The 13,539-nt window shown below is 71.0% G+C and carries 13 protein-coding genes; 6 read left to right on the forward strand and 7 right to left on the reverse strand.

The window, feature by feature from the left end; translation table 11 throughout:
- Positions 1-49: 49 nt before the first annotated feature.
- Both ACZ7OU_RS41570 and ACZ7OU_RS41575 read left to right on the forward strand, forming a co-directional pair.
- Positions 50-679 carry a cyclase gene (locus tag ACZ7OU_RS41570; RefSeq protein ID WP_470245953.1) on the forward strand — a complete coding sequence of 210 codons (630 nt, stop codon included), beginning with the start codon at positions 50-52 and terminating at the stop codon, positions 677-679.
- An 85-nt stretch (positions 680-764) separates the two neighbouring features.
- Positions 765-1,538 carry an enoyl-CoA hydratase family protein gene (locus ACZ7OU_RS41575; RefSeq protein ID WP_470259512.1) on the forward strand — a complete coding sequence of 258 codons (774 nt, stop codon included), beginning with the start codon at positions 765-767 and terminating at the stop codon, positions 1,536-1,538.
- A 3-nt stretch (positions 1,539-1,541) separates the two neighbouring features.
- Here ACZ7OU_RS41575 and ACZ7OU_RS41580 read toward each other — a convergent pair whose 3' ends face one another.
- The 3 genes from ACZ7OU_RS41580 to ACZ7OU_RS41590 are packed head-to-tail and all read right to left on the reverse strand — an operon-like array spanning position 1,542 to position 2,592.
- Positions 1,542-1,910 (reverse strand): barstar family protein, encoded by a 369-nt coding sequence (locus ACZ7OU_RS41580; protein ID WP_470245951.1) that lies wholly within the window; start codon positions 1,908-1,910, stop codon positions 1,542-1,544.
- Positions 1,907-2,377, reverse strand: a complete 471-nt coding sequence (locus tag ACZ7OU_RS41585; RefSeq protein WP_470245950.1) for a guanyl-specific ribonuclease — start codon at positions 2,375-2,377, stop codon at positions 1,907-1,909. Before ACZ7OU_RS41585 ends, ACZ7OU_RS41580 begins: the two co-directional genes overlap by 4 nt.
- Before the next feature lie 11 nt (positions 2,378-2,388).
- Positions 2,389-2,592 (reverse strand): hypothetical protein, encoded by a 204-nt coding sequence (locus ACZ7OU_RS41590; RefSeq protein ID WP_086676857.1) that lies wholly within the window; start codon positions 2,590-2,592, stop codon positions 2,389-2,391.
- Between the two features lie 59 nt (positions 2,593-2,651).
- Here ACZ7OU_RS41590 and ACZ7OU_RS41595 point away from each other — a divergent pair, with 59 nt between their 5' ends.
- The 3 genes from ACZ7OU_RS41595 to ACZ7OU_RS41605 all read left to right on the forward strand — a co-directional run bounded on the left by ACZ7OU_RS41595 (position 2,652) and on the right by ACZ7OU_RS41605 (position 6,325).
- Positions 2,652-3,617 carry a quinone oxidoreductase family protein gene (locus ACZ7OU_RS41595; RefSeq protein WP_470259513.1) on the forward strand — a complete coding sequence of 322 codons (966 nt, stop codon included), beginning with the start codon at positions 2,652-2,654 and terminating at the stop codon, positions 3,615-3,617.
- 137 nt (positions 3,618-3,754) lie between these two features.
- Positions 3,755-4,786, forward strand: coding sequence for an alpha/beta fold hydrolase (locus ACZ7OU_RS41600; RefSeq protein ID WP_470259514.1), 1,032 nt, complete (start codon positions 3,755-3,757; stop codon positions 4,784-4,786).
- A 93-nt stretch (positions 4,787-4,879) separates the two neighbouring features.
- Positions 4,880-6,325, forward strand: coding sequence for an amino acid permease (locus ACZ7OU_RS41605; protein ID WP_470245947.1), 1,446 nt, complete (start codon positions 4,880-4,882; stop codon positions 6,323-6,325).
- On the opposite strand, the gene ACZ7OU_RS41610 is transcribed toward ACZ7OU_RS41605, so the two are convergent.
- From ACZ7OU_RS41610 to ACZ7OU_RS41620, 3 genes are read right to left on the reverse strand one after another with little or no spacing between them, the layout of a single operon-like run.
- Positions 6,322-7,371, reverse strand: a complete 1,050-nt coding sequence (locus tag ACZ7OU_RS41610) for an NAD(P)H-dependent flavin oxidoreductase (RefSeq protein WP_470259515.1) — start codon at positions 7,369-7,371, stop codon at positions 6,322-6,324. The genes ACZ7OU_RS41605 and ACZ7OU_RS41610 overlap by 4 nt on opposite strands.
- A gap of 19 nt (positions 7,372-7,390) precedes the next feature.
- Positions 7,391-7,747 carry a nuclear transport factor 2 family protein gene (locus tag ACZ7OU_RS41615; RefSeq protein WP_470259516.1) on the reverse strand — a complete coding sequence of 119 codons (357 nt, stop codon included), beginning with the start codon at positions 7,745-7,747 and terminating at the stop codon, positions 7,391-7,393.
- 49 nt (positions 7,748-7,796) lie between these two features.
- Positions 7,797-8,306, reverse strand: a complete 510-nt coding sequence (locus ACZ7OU_RS41620) for a MarR family winged helix-turn-helix transcriptional regulator (protein WP_470245944.1) — start codon at positions 8,304-8,306, stop codon at positions 7,797-7,799.
- Between the two features lie 159 nt (positions 8,307-8,465).
- Here ACZ7OU_RS41620 and ACZ7OU_RS41625 point away from each other — a divergent pair, with 159 nt between their 5' ends.
- Positions 8,466-10,238: a family 20 glycosylhydrolase gene (locus tag ACZ7OU_RS41625; RefSeq protein ID WP_470259517.1), complete on the forward strand. Its 1,773-nt coding sequence runs from the start codon at positions 8,466-8,468 to the stop codon at positions 10,236-10,238.
- A gap of 25 nt (positions 10,239-10,263) precedes the next feature.
- On the opposite strand, the gene ACZ7OU_RS41630 is transcribed toward ACZ7OU_RS41625, so the two are convergent.
- Positions 10,264-13,374 (reverse strand): NACHT domain-containing protein, encoded by a 3,111-nt coding sequence (locus ACZ7OU_RS41630; RefSeq protein WP_470259518.1) that lies wholly within the window; start codon positions 13,372-13,374, stop codon positions 10,264-10,266.
- Positions 13,375-13,539 lie beyond the last annotated feature (165 nt).

Below are 13,539 nucleotides of genomic sequence, written 5' to 3' on the forward strand. Positions count from 1 at the left end.
TGCGCGGCTTTCTTCTCTCCCCTCCAAAACCGCAGGTAGATGGATACAAGTGAAAGCACTTCACCTTTCCAAGCTCGGCGTCCTGGTCGCGGTCGCGGCCCTCCCGATCGCTCTCGCCGCCCCGGCTTCGGCGGCCACCACCGTCGCGTTCGACTGCCAGGCCGACGCCCCGATCGTCGGGCCGCAGCAGGTGTCGCTGAACCAGGACGCCGACGTCACGGCACCCGCCACGGTCGCCCCCGGCGGCGCGTTCGACGTCGTCATCGACCCGGCGCCGAACACCGTCCCCGGCGACGTCAGCGGGAACAAGGTCAAGAACATCAACACGTTCGCGCTGAAGTTCCCGATCCCGGCGAACTCCACGTACGTCGGCGCGGACCTGGCCGGCGGCTCCGGGCTCGGCTCGACCCCGCCGACCATCGCCGTCGCGAACGGGGTCGCCACCCTGAGCTTCCCCGGCCCGATCGCCGGCGGCGCCACCTTCGAACTGCCCACCGTCACGGCGCACCTGACCGCCGGCCAGTCGGGCACGATCGAGACGAAGCTGTCCGGCACGAGCTACAGCGACCCGGGCCTGACGTTCAAGGCGGTGGCGAGCACGATCATCGGCGACATCACCGCGCCGACGGCCTGCTTCCCCAACCCCAGCCCGGTCTTCACGACGACGACCATCGGCTGACGTCCGGGCCACCCCGTGGGTCCTCACCCACGGGGTGGCCCGCGTAACACCGGTGGCGCGCGGTGAGTGTGCAAAGGTGTCGGTCATGGCTGACGAACTGGTGCACTACGACGTGGTGGGCGGCACCGCCACGATCACCCTGGACTCCCCGCACAACCGCAACGCGCTGTCGGCGCAGCTGCGTCGCGAGCTCTCCGACTCGCTGGCGAAAGCGGCCGCCGACGATGCCGTGCGGGTCATCGTGCTCACCCACACGGGTCCGGTGTTCTGCGCGGGGATGGACCTCAAGGAGGCCCGCGGCGCCGGCGCGGGCGACCAGGGCGTGAACGAGTTCCCGAAGATCCTCGAGCAGCTGTGGACCAGCCCGAAGCCGGTCGTCGCCCGGCTGGCCGGCCCCGCCCGCGCCGGCGGCATCGGCATGGTGGCGGCGTGCGACATCGCGGTGGCGGTGCCGGAAGCGACGTTCGCCTTCTCGGAAGTCCGCATCGGCGTCGTCCCGGCGGTCATCTCCCTGACGGTCCTGCCGCGGCTGAACGCGCGTGCGGCGCACGAACTCTTCTTGACCGGCGACACCTTCGACGCGCGCCGCGCGGTCGAGATCGGCCTGCTGAACTCGGCGGTCCCGGCCGAAGAGCTCGACGCCGAAGTCGCCCGGTTCGTGAAGGCGCTGGCGGCGGGCGGGCCGACGGCGCTGGCCGAGACGAAGGCGCTGCTGAGCCGTCCCCGCCCGGCGACGCCGTCCGAGGGGTTCGACGAGATGATCGGGCTGTCGGCGAAGTTCTTCGCGAGCGAGGAAGGCCAGGAAGGCATCCTGGCCTTCGCCCAGAAGCGCAAGCCGAACTGGGTCCCGCAGGACTGAGGCTCAGGCGTCCGGCAGCACGACCGTGAGCCGCCACGAACCCGCGCTGCGCCCGCTCGGCCCGAGCGCGCGCTGCGCGTCCGAAAGCACGCTGCGGATCGCCAGGTACGTCTTGGGTTCGGTCCTGCGCAACGCGTCCGAGCCCGGCCAGATCAGCACGTGCTCCCCCGGCGGCAGCCAGGACAGGTCGGTCAGGCAGTCGTAGAGCGCGTCGAGGTTGTGGCCGAAGTAGTCCGGAAAGGACAGTGCGGCGGCGAACGCGCTCAGCGTGCTCGCCTTGTCCACCGTCGGGTGCGAGTTCACCAGGTGCGGGTACGCGCCCCTCGCGAAGGCCTCTTCCGCGGCGGCCTTCGCCTGCTCCGAGGCGCTCATCGGGCCGGGTCCACGACGACGAACGACCCGTAGTGGTCGCCGGTGTAGTACAGCTCGTGGGCCTGGCCCGTGATCAGCCGCCGCGCGCCGCGGTCGGCGCTGCCGGGGGTCTTCACGGTGTACTCGTGGTAGTAGCCGGACTTCTTGCCGGGCAAGCGCTTCTCGCGGTTTTCGAACACGACGTCGTCGTTGCGCGGGTACGGGTACGGCCCGCCCTTTTCGATCAGCTTCCACGTGTCGCCTGCCTGCGACGGCAGGGTCGTCAGTGCCTTGACCGGCAAGCCGGAGTCCGCGCCCGGCACGGCCGCGCCGCCCTTGGCCGGCGCGCTCGCCGACGTGCCCGGGGTGCCGCTCGGGCCGGGGGTCGCCGGGGAGCCGTCGCCGACGGCGTCCTTGACCAGCCAGCCCCCCAGCACCAGCACGAGGAGCCCGATCAGCGCGGCGGTGATCCGCCTTCGGTTGAACATGGTGCGCCAGCCTAGGACGGGGTGTCGGAGCGGTCGTCGTCACGCCCCGGTGCGAGCCTGCGGGCGAAGAGCCCGACGAGCTTGTCGAGCACCCACGCGGCGGCCAGGCACAGCGGTACGACGACCACCATGACCAGCACGAACTGGACCGGGAACCAAGCCTGGGCGAGCCACAGCTCGACCCCGTCCCACCAGTCGGCAAGCCCGTTGAACACGGTGTGAGCCTACGCGCGCTCCACTGCTGCCGCGCTTCAGGGGCGGTACGTTGCAGGACATGTTCGCCGTGTACGCGCAGGAACCCAACGCCGAAAGCCCCCTGGACTCGCTCGTCGTCGGCGAGCGCCCCGAACCCGACGTGCCGGAAGGCTGGGTCCGGGTGCACGTCAAGGCGGCCAGCCTCAACATGCACGACCTCTGGACGCTCCGCGGCGTCGGGATCAAGCCCGAGCAGTTCCCGATGATCCTCGGCTGCGACGGCGCCGGGACCCTCGACGACGGCTCCGAGGTCGTGATCCACTCCGTGATCAACGCGCCGGGCTGGCAGGGTGACGACACCCTCGACCCGAAGCGGACGCTGCTCACCGAGAAGCACCAGGGCACCTTCGCCGACCAGGTGATCGTCCCGGCCCGCAACGTCGTGCCGAAGCCCGCCGCGCTCAGCTTCGCCGAGGCCGCGACCATGGGCACGGCCTGGCTGACCGCCTACCGGATGCTCTTCGTGAAGTCCGGGCTGCGGCCGGGCCAGACGATGCTCGTGCAGGGCGCGTCCGGCGGCGTCTCGACGGCGCTGGTGCAGCTCGGCCGCGCGGCCGGGTTCCGGGTCTGGGTGACCGGCCGCAGCGAGGAGAAGCGCGCGCTCGCCTCGAGCCTCGGCGCGCACCAGACGTTCGAGTCCGGCGCGCGGCTGCCCGAACGCGTCGACGCCGTGTTCGAGACCGTCGGCAAGGCAACCTGGTCGCATTCGGTCAAATCGCTCAAGCCGGGCGGGATCATCGTGGTCTCCGGCTCGACCAGCGGGCCGGACGCGGGCGCGGAGCTGCAGCGCGTCTTCTTCCTCCAGCTGCGCGTCGCCGGGTCGACCATGGGCACCCGCGACGAGCTCTCGGACCTGCTCGCCTACCTCGACCTGACCGGGGTGCGGCCCCAAATCGGCGCCGAACTGCCCTTCACCGAGGCCCCTAAGGGGTTCCGGGCGATGCTCGACGGCGACACCGCCGGCAAGATCGTCTTCACCCGCTAGACCCCCGCTGAGCTGGGCGGATCGTCTTGTTCCGCCCGGCTCGGCATTAGGTGAATCCCTAACGTACTCAGTTCGAGATCTGGTCGTTAGCACCTGAATTCGACCAAAACCCAATGGTCGCAAGGTATTCTGTAGTCATGACCGCGACGAAGCGGCCCGACTCGGCTGGACCGGGCGGCCGGTCCAGCAGCGACCCGGACCCGATCCGGGTCTCCTTCCGGCGCTACGCCGGTGTCCGCACCCGCGTCCTGGAGGTCGGGGACGTCGCCGGTGACCCGGAGCTCCCCCGCCGTTCCCTGCGCCGCCGTGCGGCCACGCCGCACCCGCGGCCGAGCGCACCGCGGCTGGTGCTGCTGCACGGCTACTGCGACAGCGCCGACACGTGGCGCCCCGCTCTGGAGCAGCTCGCGGCCGCCGGGATCCCGGCGGTCGCGGTCGATCTGCCCGGGTTCGGGGACGCGCAGCCGCTGCGGCCCGGCCCGATGCTGCCGCAGCTCGACGCGTTCACCACCGCCGTCGTCCGCGAGCAGGCCGTGCTCGGCTCGGTCGTGCTGGCCGGCAACTCCCTCGGCGGCACCATGAGCCTGCGCGCGGCCCAGAACAGCCGGCTGCCGATCTCCGGCGTCGTGTCCATCGCCGCGCCCGGGTTCGTCGACTCCTGGCTGATCCGGACCGTCGCGCGCTACCCGTTCCCGCTGCGGCTCTACTCGGCGCTGCCGGTCCCGGTACCGGGGTTTCTGGTGCGCAAGGTCGCCGAGCAGCTCGTCCCGCGGCTGCTCTACGCCGACTCGACGGCGGCCGACGCGATGCAGGTCCAGCGCTTCACCGCGCTGTTCCCGGACTACCGCGCGACCAAGAACCGGCTGGAGCAGGCCCGGCAGCTCGTCGCCGAGCTCGCCGACGCCTACCGCCTGGACTCGGTGAAGGTGCCGCTGCTGGTCGTCGCGTGCGGCAAGGACAAGCTCGTCACGGCCGCGTCCGGGCGGCAGCTGCACACGCTGGTGCCGCACAGCCGCCTGCTGGTCCGCGAAGACTGGGGGCACTGCCCGCAGCTCGACGACCCGGTGGAGATCGCCGAGCTGCTCACCTACTTCGCGGCGAGCGCGGTCCGGACCACCCAGGCCAAGCGCGCGGTCGAGGCCGTGAGCGAGGACACCGCGGCGGGCTGAGCGGCTCACGCTGTCTTCACACCGAGATCGCGGTAGGTTCCGGCGTTGGGTCCGTGATCCGGATCCGTCCACCGCGACGTTCGGGAGACGATGATGTCCGCTCCAGTGGGTGCCGGCTCCGGCATCTTCCGGCGCAAGCCGATCGACCAGATCCAGGACACCTCGGAAGAAGGTGGCCTGAAACGGACTTTGGGTCTGTGGCAGCTGACCGCCATCGGTATCGGCGGCATCATCGGCGCCGGGATCTTCGCCCTCGCCGGCAGCGTCGCGCACGGCGACGACTCGGCGGGCATCCCCGGCGTCGGCCCGGCCGTGCTGATCTCGTTCCTCATCGCCGGCGTCGCGAGCGCCGCGGCCGCGTTCTCCTACGCCGAGTTCGCGGGCCTGATCCCGAAGGCCGGTTCGGCCTACACCTACGGGTACGCGGTGCTCGGCGAGGTCGTCGGCTGGTTCATCGGCTGGGACCTGCTGCTGGAGTACACCGCGATAGTGGCGGTGGTGGCGATCGGCATCTCCGGCTACTTCAGCTTCCTGCTCGGCCAGCTCGGCCTCGACCTGCCCGCCTGGATGCTCGGCGCGCCCGGCACCGGCCCGGGCCACAAGGTCGACCTGTTCGCCGCGCTCCTGTGCCTGCTGATCGCGTTCCTGCTCAACCGCGGTATCCGCAGTGCGGCCCGGTTCGAGACGGCGATGGTCGGGATCAAGGTCCTGATCGTGCTGGTGGTCATCCTGGTCGGCTTCTTCTACGTCAAGACGGGCAACTACACGCCGTTCGCCCCGGCCGGCTTCGGCGGCGCGGTCACCGGCGCGGCCACGGTGTTCTTCGCCGTCTTCGGCTACGACGCCATGAGCACGGCCGCGGAGGAGTCGAAGGACGCGCAACGGCACATGCCGAAGGCGATCCTCTACTCGCTGGCCATTTCGATGGTGCTGTACGTCCTGGCCTGCCTGGTGCTGACCGGCATGCAGAAGTACACCGAGATCGACCCGAAGAGCGGCTTCTCGACGGCGTTCAAGTCGGTCGGCCTCTCCGGGCTGGCCACGGTGATCGCGATCGGCGCCATCGTCGGCATCCTCACCGTGCTGTTCACGTTCCTGATGGGCGCCACGCGGGTCGGCTACTCGATGAGCCGCGACGGCCTGCTGCCGCCGTGGTTCGGCAAGACGAACGTCAAGCGGCAGGTGCCGAGCCGGATGACGTGGCTGCTCGGCGGTGCGTCCGCGATCATCGCCGGCGTGCTGCCGATCGGCGAGGCCGCGGAGCTGACGAACATCGGCATCCTGCTCGCGTTCGTCGTCGTCTGCGTCGCGGTGATCGTGCTGCGCTACAAGCAGCCGGACCTGCCGCGGACGTTCAAGACACCCGGCATGCCGGTGGTCCCCGCGATCGGCATCGTGTTCTCGATCTGGCTGATCACGTTCCTGCAGCCGGAGACCTGGATCCGGTTCGCCGTCTGGTTCGTGCTCGGCATGATCGTCTACTTCGCCTACAGCAAGCGCCACTCGCTGCTGAACCGCACCGGCGGCTCGGACAGCTAGCGGATGCGGTCGAGGCGTGCGGCGGCGTCGCGCGCCTCGACCTTCAGCCGCTCGAGGATGACGGCGGCCGACGCGTCGTAGGCGAGCGGGTAGGTCTGGCCCGCCCACAGCGAGATCGCTTCCGGGTCGCCGGCCTTCGCCGCGGCCTTGCGCACCGGCCCGGCGAGGCTGTTCAGCTGCGGGTAGGCCGCGGGCGCGCCGTCGGAGAGCGCGTCCATGAACCTGTTGACGAGCCCGCGCGCCGGGCGGCCGCTGAAGGCGCGGGTGAACGCCGTCTCGCGCTCGGCCAGCGCCAGGGCCTTGCGGTGCGCCTCGGACGTCCCGGCTTCGTCGGCGCGCAGGAAGACCGTGCCCAGCTGAGCGGCGACGGCTCCCGCGGCGAGCACGGCGGCGACGTCCGCACCGTGCACCAAGCCTCCAGCCGCGATCAGCGGCAGGTCGACGTGGGCGGCGACGAGCCGCAGCAGCGCCAGGACGCCGTATTCGGCACCGCCGCCGGGCCGGTTCGCGTCGTCGGTGAACAGGGAGCGGTGGCCGCCCGCTTCGAAGCCCTGCAGGACGAGGGCGTCGGCGCCGAGGTCGGCGGCCCGATGCGCGGCCTCCGGGGTGGTCACGGTGACGACGACCGCGCTGCCGGCTTCGTGCAGCCGGACGACGTCCGAGGGCGACGGCGGCCCGAAGGTGAACGACACCACGGGAATGCGCTTCTCGAGCACGACGTCCAGCTTCGCGGGGTACGCGTCGTCGTCCCACTTCGGCTCGCCGAGCTCGACGTCGTATTCGCGGGCGAAGGCCTGCAGACGCTCGCGATGCGCGGAGACGTCGGCGCCGGTGTCGGGCTGGGGTACGAAGAGGTTGACGCCGAACCCGCGGCCGGTCAGCTCCCGCGTGCGGTCGATCTGCGCGGCGAGCGCCGCGGGCGTGAGCATGCCGGCCGAAAGGAAGCCGAACCCGCCGGCCTCGCCGACCGCGGCGACCAGCTCGGGGGTGGTCGGCCCGCCCGCCATCGGAGCGGCGATGACCGGGAACGTCAGCTCGTCGAACATGCTCCCGAGCGTAATCGCCTCAGCCCGGCAGCAGCATGGTGTAGAGCTTCTTGATGCGCCCGTCCTCGACGAGGGCGACATCGATCCCCCGCGCGACCGGCGGCGCGCCCTCGGGACCGAACGCCCAGGCCAGGTGGCCCAGGTCGTGGTTGACCAGCACCGGACCGGCCGCGGCGAACACGAAGCCCGGCGACTGGTCCAGCAGCCCTTTGGCCTTGGCGTTCAGCTCGTCGTGCCCGGTCGCGGTGCCTTCGGGATCGGCGAAGACGACGTCGGCCGCGTAGGTCGCGGCGATCGCCTTCGCCCGTCGCTCGTCATCGCGCTCGTTGAAGACCGCCAGCAGATTGGCTTCCATCAGTTCGGCCACCGTCGCCATCACTACCTCCCGGGTTCGCCGCCATATTACGTGACATGTCACGCAACTGTCAGGGGTGGTCTTCCGGCCGCGGCAGGGTGCCGTTCCCGACGAGCCGGTCGTAGACGCGATCGAGCAGCGCTGTCCACTGCGCCAGCTCGCCGGGCCCGAGGGCGTCCAGGAACGCCTGGCGCACGAACCCGACGTGGTCCGGCGCGGCCTGCCGCAACGCCTCCCAGCCGGCTTCGGACAGCACCACCTCCGTGGCCCGGCGGTCGTCGGCGGCGGTCCCGGTCTCGACCAGCCCGCGCTCCCGCATCCGCTTCAGGTGGTGCGACAGCCTGCTGCGCTCCCAGCCGATGCGGATCGCGAGGTCGGTCACCCGCATCCGCCCCTCGGACCCGCTCGTCAGCGCCACCAGGACGTGGTAGTCGGCGAGCGAAAGACCGCTGTCGGCCCGCAGCTGCCGGTTCAGCTCGTAGTCCAGGCGCAGGTGCACCTTCATGTAGGCGTACCAAGCGGCCGTTTCGGCCTCCGACAGCAGCGCGAACGGCGATCCCGGCACGAAGTCCCGCGTCACGGCACGAGCTTAACCACCCAGACTGGTCTAGACCACGACCGCCGAAAATGCGACGATCCGGGCAGGTGCGACGGCGATGTCGTGCCCATCCCGCCAGGAGGTCCCGGTGAAGACATCCCGAGCGCGGCGCTCCGGCCGCGCGTCAGACGAGGAGGCCCGGTGAAGACGTCCCCCGCGCGCCGCCTCGGCCGCGCACTCGCCGTGCTGGCGCTGATCGGTGCCAGTGCGACCGCCGCCCAGCTGGCGCCCGCCGCGGCGGCCACCCCGGCGCTGCAGTCGATCGTGCCCGTGCCGGCGTCGGTGACCCCGGCGGCCGGGATCACGTTCCCGCTGGTCTCGACGACGAAGATCGTCACCGAGGCCGGGTCGGCGCCGGCCAAGGACGTCGGAACCTACTTGGCCGGGGTGCTGCGGCCGTCGACCGGCTTCGCCCTGCCGGTGTCCGACGCGCCGGCGACCGTGCCGTCCGACAGCATCGCGCTGCTGCTGAGCGGCGCGCCCGCGTCCGTCGGCACGCAGGGCTACCAGCTCGTGTCGACGGCGTCCTCGGTCACCGTGCGCGCCCAGACGGCCGACGGGCTCTTCGCCGGCGTCCAGACGCTGCGGCAGATGCTGCCGGGCCGGGTGGAAAGCCCGGCCCTGCAGACTGGGCCATGGAGCATCCCGGGCGCGACGATCGTCGACTACCCGCGGTTCGGCTACCGCGGCGCGATGCTCGACGTGGCGCGGCACTTCCACCCGGTGTCGACGGTCAAGCGGTACATCGACGAGCTCGCCCAGTACAAGATCAACAACCTGCACCTGCACCTCGCCGACGACCAGGGCTGGCGCATCCAGATCGACAGCTGGCCCCGCCTGACGACGTACGGCGGCAGCACCCAGGTCGGCGGCGGCGCGGGCGGCTACTACACGAAGGCGCAGTACACGGACATCGTGAACTACGCGGCTTCGCGCCACATCACGGTGATCCCGGAGATCGACATGCCGGGGCACGTGAACGCGGCGCTGGCGTCGTACGCGGAGCTGAACTGCAACGGGGTGGCCCCGGCGCTGCGGACGGACACGGCGGTCGGCTACAGCTCGCTGTGCATCTCGAAGGACATCACGTACACGTTCATCGCGGACGTCCTGCGCGAGCTGGCGGCCCTGACCCCGGGCCAGTACATCCACATCGGCGGCGACGAGGCCCAGTCGACGTCGGCGGCGGACTACGTGACGTTCGTGAACAAGGTCCTCCCCCTGGTCGCGGCGACGGGCAAGTCGGTGGTGGGCTGGCACGACATCGCGAAGGCCGCGCTGCCGGCGTCCGCGGTCCCGCAGTTCTGGGGGACGACGACGTCGAATTCGGGCGTCTCGACGGCGGTTTCCCGCGGCAGCAAGGTGATCCTGTCGCCGGCGAACAAGGCGTACCTGGACATGAAGTACAACAGCTCGACGCCCATCGGCCTGTCGTGGGCGGGCTACATCGAGGTCCAGGACGCGTACGGCTGGAACCCGGGCGCGTACCTGTCGGGGGTCGGCGAGTCGGCGGTCCGCGGAGTGGAGTCCCCGTTGTGGACGGAGACGGTGGTGACGCCTTCGGACATCGACTACCTGGCGTTCCCCCGCTTGGCCGCGCACGCGGAGCTGGGCTGGTCGCCCTGGTCGACGCACGACTGGACGGCATTCCGGACCCGGTTGGGCGCCCAGGCACCGCGTTGGGTGGCCCAGTCGATCAACTTCTACCGGTCGTCGCAGGTTTCGTGGGACACGGGAGGGACGACTCAGCCGGGGACGTGCACGGACCCGGCTTGGAGCGCTTCGCAGGTGTACACGGGCGGAAACGTGGTGTCGCACAACGGCCACAAGTGGAAAGCGGGCTGGTGGACGCAGGGCGAGGAGCCGGGAACAACAGGCCAGTGGGGAGTGTGGACCGACAACGGCGCCTGTTGAGCAACCCTGGTCGGCCCCGGCGCCCTCACACGAAGGCGTCGGGGTCGTCCAGTTCCAGATCCTGGAGCAGGACCAGGAGGCTGTTGTCGTAGTCCCGGTCTTCTTTCTTCGCCAGATCCTCCAACTCGGACAACTGCGTGCCGAGCCAGCCGCGGGGAACACGGCGTGCGATCAACGCCAGGAGCCACAGGACGTGGACGCGGTACCGATGCCGCTGGTCGATGTCGCTCGGCGCGAAGCCGTGCGCCGCGAACTCCCAAGCCACCTCGAACGCCTGGGTCAAGGCGTCCATGTCGGCGGGACCGGTCGCCGTCAGCCAGAGGGCGATCAGCGCGTGCGCTCCGGACACCGGTCGCGGCCGGCCGCCGACGTGGTGGAAGGTGAACACGGCGGCGCTGAGGTCATCGTGGAACGGATCGAGTGCGTGCAGGACGACTTCGTCGTCGGCCTCGCACTGGAACCGTCCTTGGTTGCGGAGGTAGCCGTAAGTGCCCTCGTACCAGCCCAGACCCTGGTACGGCTCGCCCGGCCGTTTCGGGTGGCCCGGCCAGTACCGGCCGTAGGTCCAATAGGTATCCGGGCTCCAGGTGCCCGCCGAATGGATCGGGACGACGTACGCCGTGCGGCGCTCGCCGCGCCAGTCTCGCTCCACCGTGAACCGGTGGATGAGCCCCTTCCAGCCCTCTCCGGGTAGCTGCGAACGCCACAGCAGCGTCAACCGGCGCCAGGCGTCGATCGGTTCGGCGGCACCGGGAAACAGATCGTCGACACAGAGCCGTCCGCTCACGAGGACGAGCAGGATGGTCAGGTTGACCGAATACGCCGCGTGCCGTTCCGGCTGCGTCGCCGGCCTCGGCCGGTAGCCGGCGAAGGCATCGCTGTGCCGGAGTTCGAGTGCCTGCCGCACCAGGGAAAGGAGCAGCTCCCGCAGCACCGCGCGATCGGCATCGGGGACAGCGGCCAGCCGCTCCCCGATGAACGAGACGGTGGTTTCGCGCATGACCAAGGGGGCGAACGAAAGCAGCGCGTACAGGAAGGAGTCTTCGAGTACTCCGGGGCGGCCCCGGTGGGCCATCGTCCGGGCCGCGGCGGTCAGGTCGCCCAGCTCTTCCGTGACGAGACGGCCGACCAGGTATTCCCCGAAAGTCGCGTGGAGGAACTCGTAGGTGCGCAGCCGCCGGTCGTCCTGGACGGCCTGGGTTTCGTGGATGAAGTAGAAGCGGCCGAACATCAGCTGGGCCGCGGTCAGCGCGGCCCGCAGGTCCGCGGTGGGCCGCTGCGGAGAGGTGAGCAACGCCGCGAGATCGGCGTCCAGCTCCGCCTCGGTGACCCACTGGCGGGTCCGGTTGAACATCGCGAACGCGGCGACCGACAACCGCAGCAGTTCTTGCTCGGTGGCCTGGCGGAACTCCGCGGGTGTCAGGCCACCTCCGGACTTGAGGACTTCCCTCGCGGCGAACCGGGCCAGCAGCTGTTCGTACAGCTCGGCCTGTCCGAGCGCGGCGTCGTGGTGCTGCAACGAGTTGTCGTCGGCGTCGTAGAGCGCCAGCATGAGCAGCATCAGCGGCTGGCCGGCGAGCTCGGCGTGCGGCGCCACCACGGCCGCGGTCAACGGGCACAGACCACTGTCGGAGAAGTAGGTGGCGTTGCCGCGGTTCCACACGTCGAGCCACTGCCCGACCTGGTCGGCGTCGAAGGGCTCCAGCCGCACGGCGATCATCTCGTAGGCGGGACGCGCGCGGTCGGCGACCGCCGTCCGGCTGGTCACGAGCACCACGACCGGCCGGCCGAGGGCCGCTTCCCGACGCTGGAACTCGGCCACCCGCTCCAAGTAGTCGGACTGGCTCGCGCCCGTGGCCTGGAGCAGTTCGTCGAAGCCGTCGAGGAGGATGACCGGGAGCGCGCCCGCGGCCTCGCGGGTCAACGCGGGCCAGGTGTGGTCCTCGCCGGTCGCGACCCGCACCGCGTCCTCGATGTGGCTCTGCAGGTCGGCTTCGACGCGCACCTCGCGGAGCACGACCCGCACCACGAGGTATTCGGCCGTCGCGAGCCGCGCCGCGAGTATCTGCGTGAGGATCGACTTCCCGGCGCCGGGCTGGCCGAGGACGAGCAGCGGAGCCCGGGTCGCCTGCGGCGCGGTCAGGTGGCCGACGAGGAACGCCGGGAGGTCGTCGCGCACGTCCCGCTGCAACCACCAGCGCTCGGACGCGACCGGATCGGAGGCACCGATTTCGGCGACGCGGAACCGTGGCGTCACGTAGGCGTCTGCCAGCGTGGGGATGTTCAGGCCGGCGGGGACGTCTCGGATCGAGATCATGGGCCGGTCGAGGGCACCGCGGTGGGCGAGCCGCAGCGGGTGCGCGCCTGGTGGCGCGCTCGCGAGTCCGGCGAGGGCGCGTTCCAGCCCCGCGAGACCGGCGCCGAGGTCGCGGACCGCCGCACGGGTCGCCTGGTGGTCCCGCAGACCGGCCCAGAACGCGAACTCGGGGAACTCGACGGCCAACCGCCGGTAGTGCGCTTCGTACCGGGTCACCGCATGGGCGTTCAGCTCGGCGAGCCGGCGCTCGAACCGCCCGCGGCCGGTCTCGTCCAGGAGCTCCCAGCCGGCCAGCCCGGTCAGGAAGTCCCGGGTCCGCGCCGCCAGCTGCCGGTAATAACGGTCCAAGCTCCGGAGCACGTCTTCATACGGCTGGTGCGGCGCGGGGATCGGGATGTCGTCCTCCACCACCGCGGCGAGCAGGCGATCCAACCGCCTGGCCGTGTGCGGGCTGTGGAGCGCCACCCGCAGCTGGTCGGCGCGGTCGAGCCGGAGGTCACGCAGTTCCGGAGGAAGCTTGATCTCCGACAGCACCTCGAAGAAGGACGCGAGCACCGCGACCGCGTGCGCCGCGGTCAGCCGATGAGTGCGATCGGCCCGGCTCAGGCCGCTCAGCCGATCCCGCAGGCCCGAAGCCAGAACGCCGGTCAACCGGGCGAACTCGGCCTTCGGATCGAAGAGGCCGAGCGCGAAGTCCGCGCCCGCGGCTGCCGCGGCCAGGAGCACTCCGCCGGCGAGCTTGTCGAGCGCGGCGACCGTCCGGTTGTCAGCGCCGCCCAGGAGGCGAACAGCGTCGCGAAAACACAGGCCTCGTGCCATCGTCCCCCCTCGGTGTCGAACCAGGAGATCGCCGGTGGGTGCCGCGCCGCAACGCGCCCGCTCGACGGTCACCCGAACGCCGCGCGGGGAATGGTGCCGGGCTGTGCGGACGGTCAGCACCGCACTTCAGCCGGTGAAAGCGGAACACCCGGTCGGCCCGGCGGG

This window comes from Amycolatopsis sp. NPDC114505, from assembly GCF_055633615.1.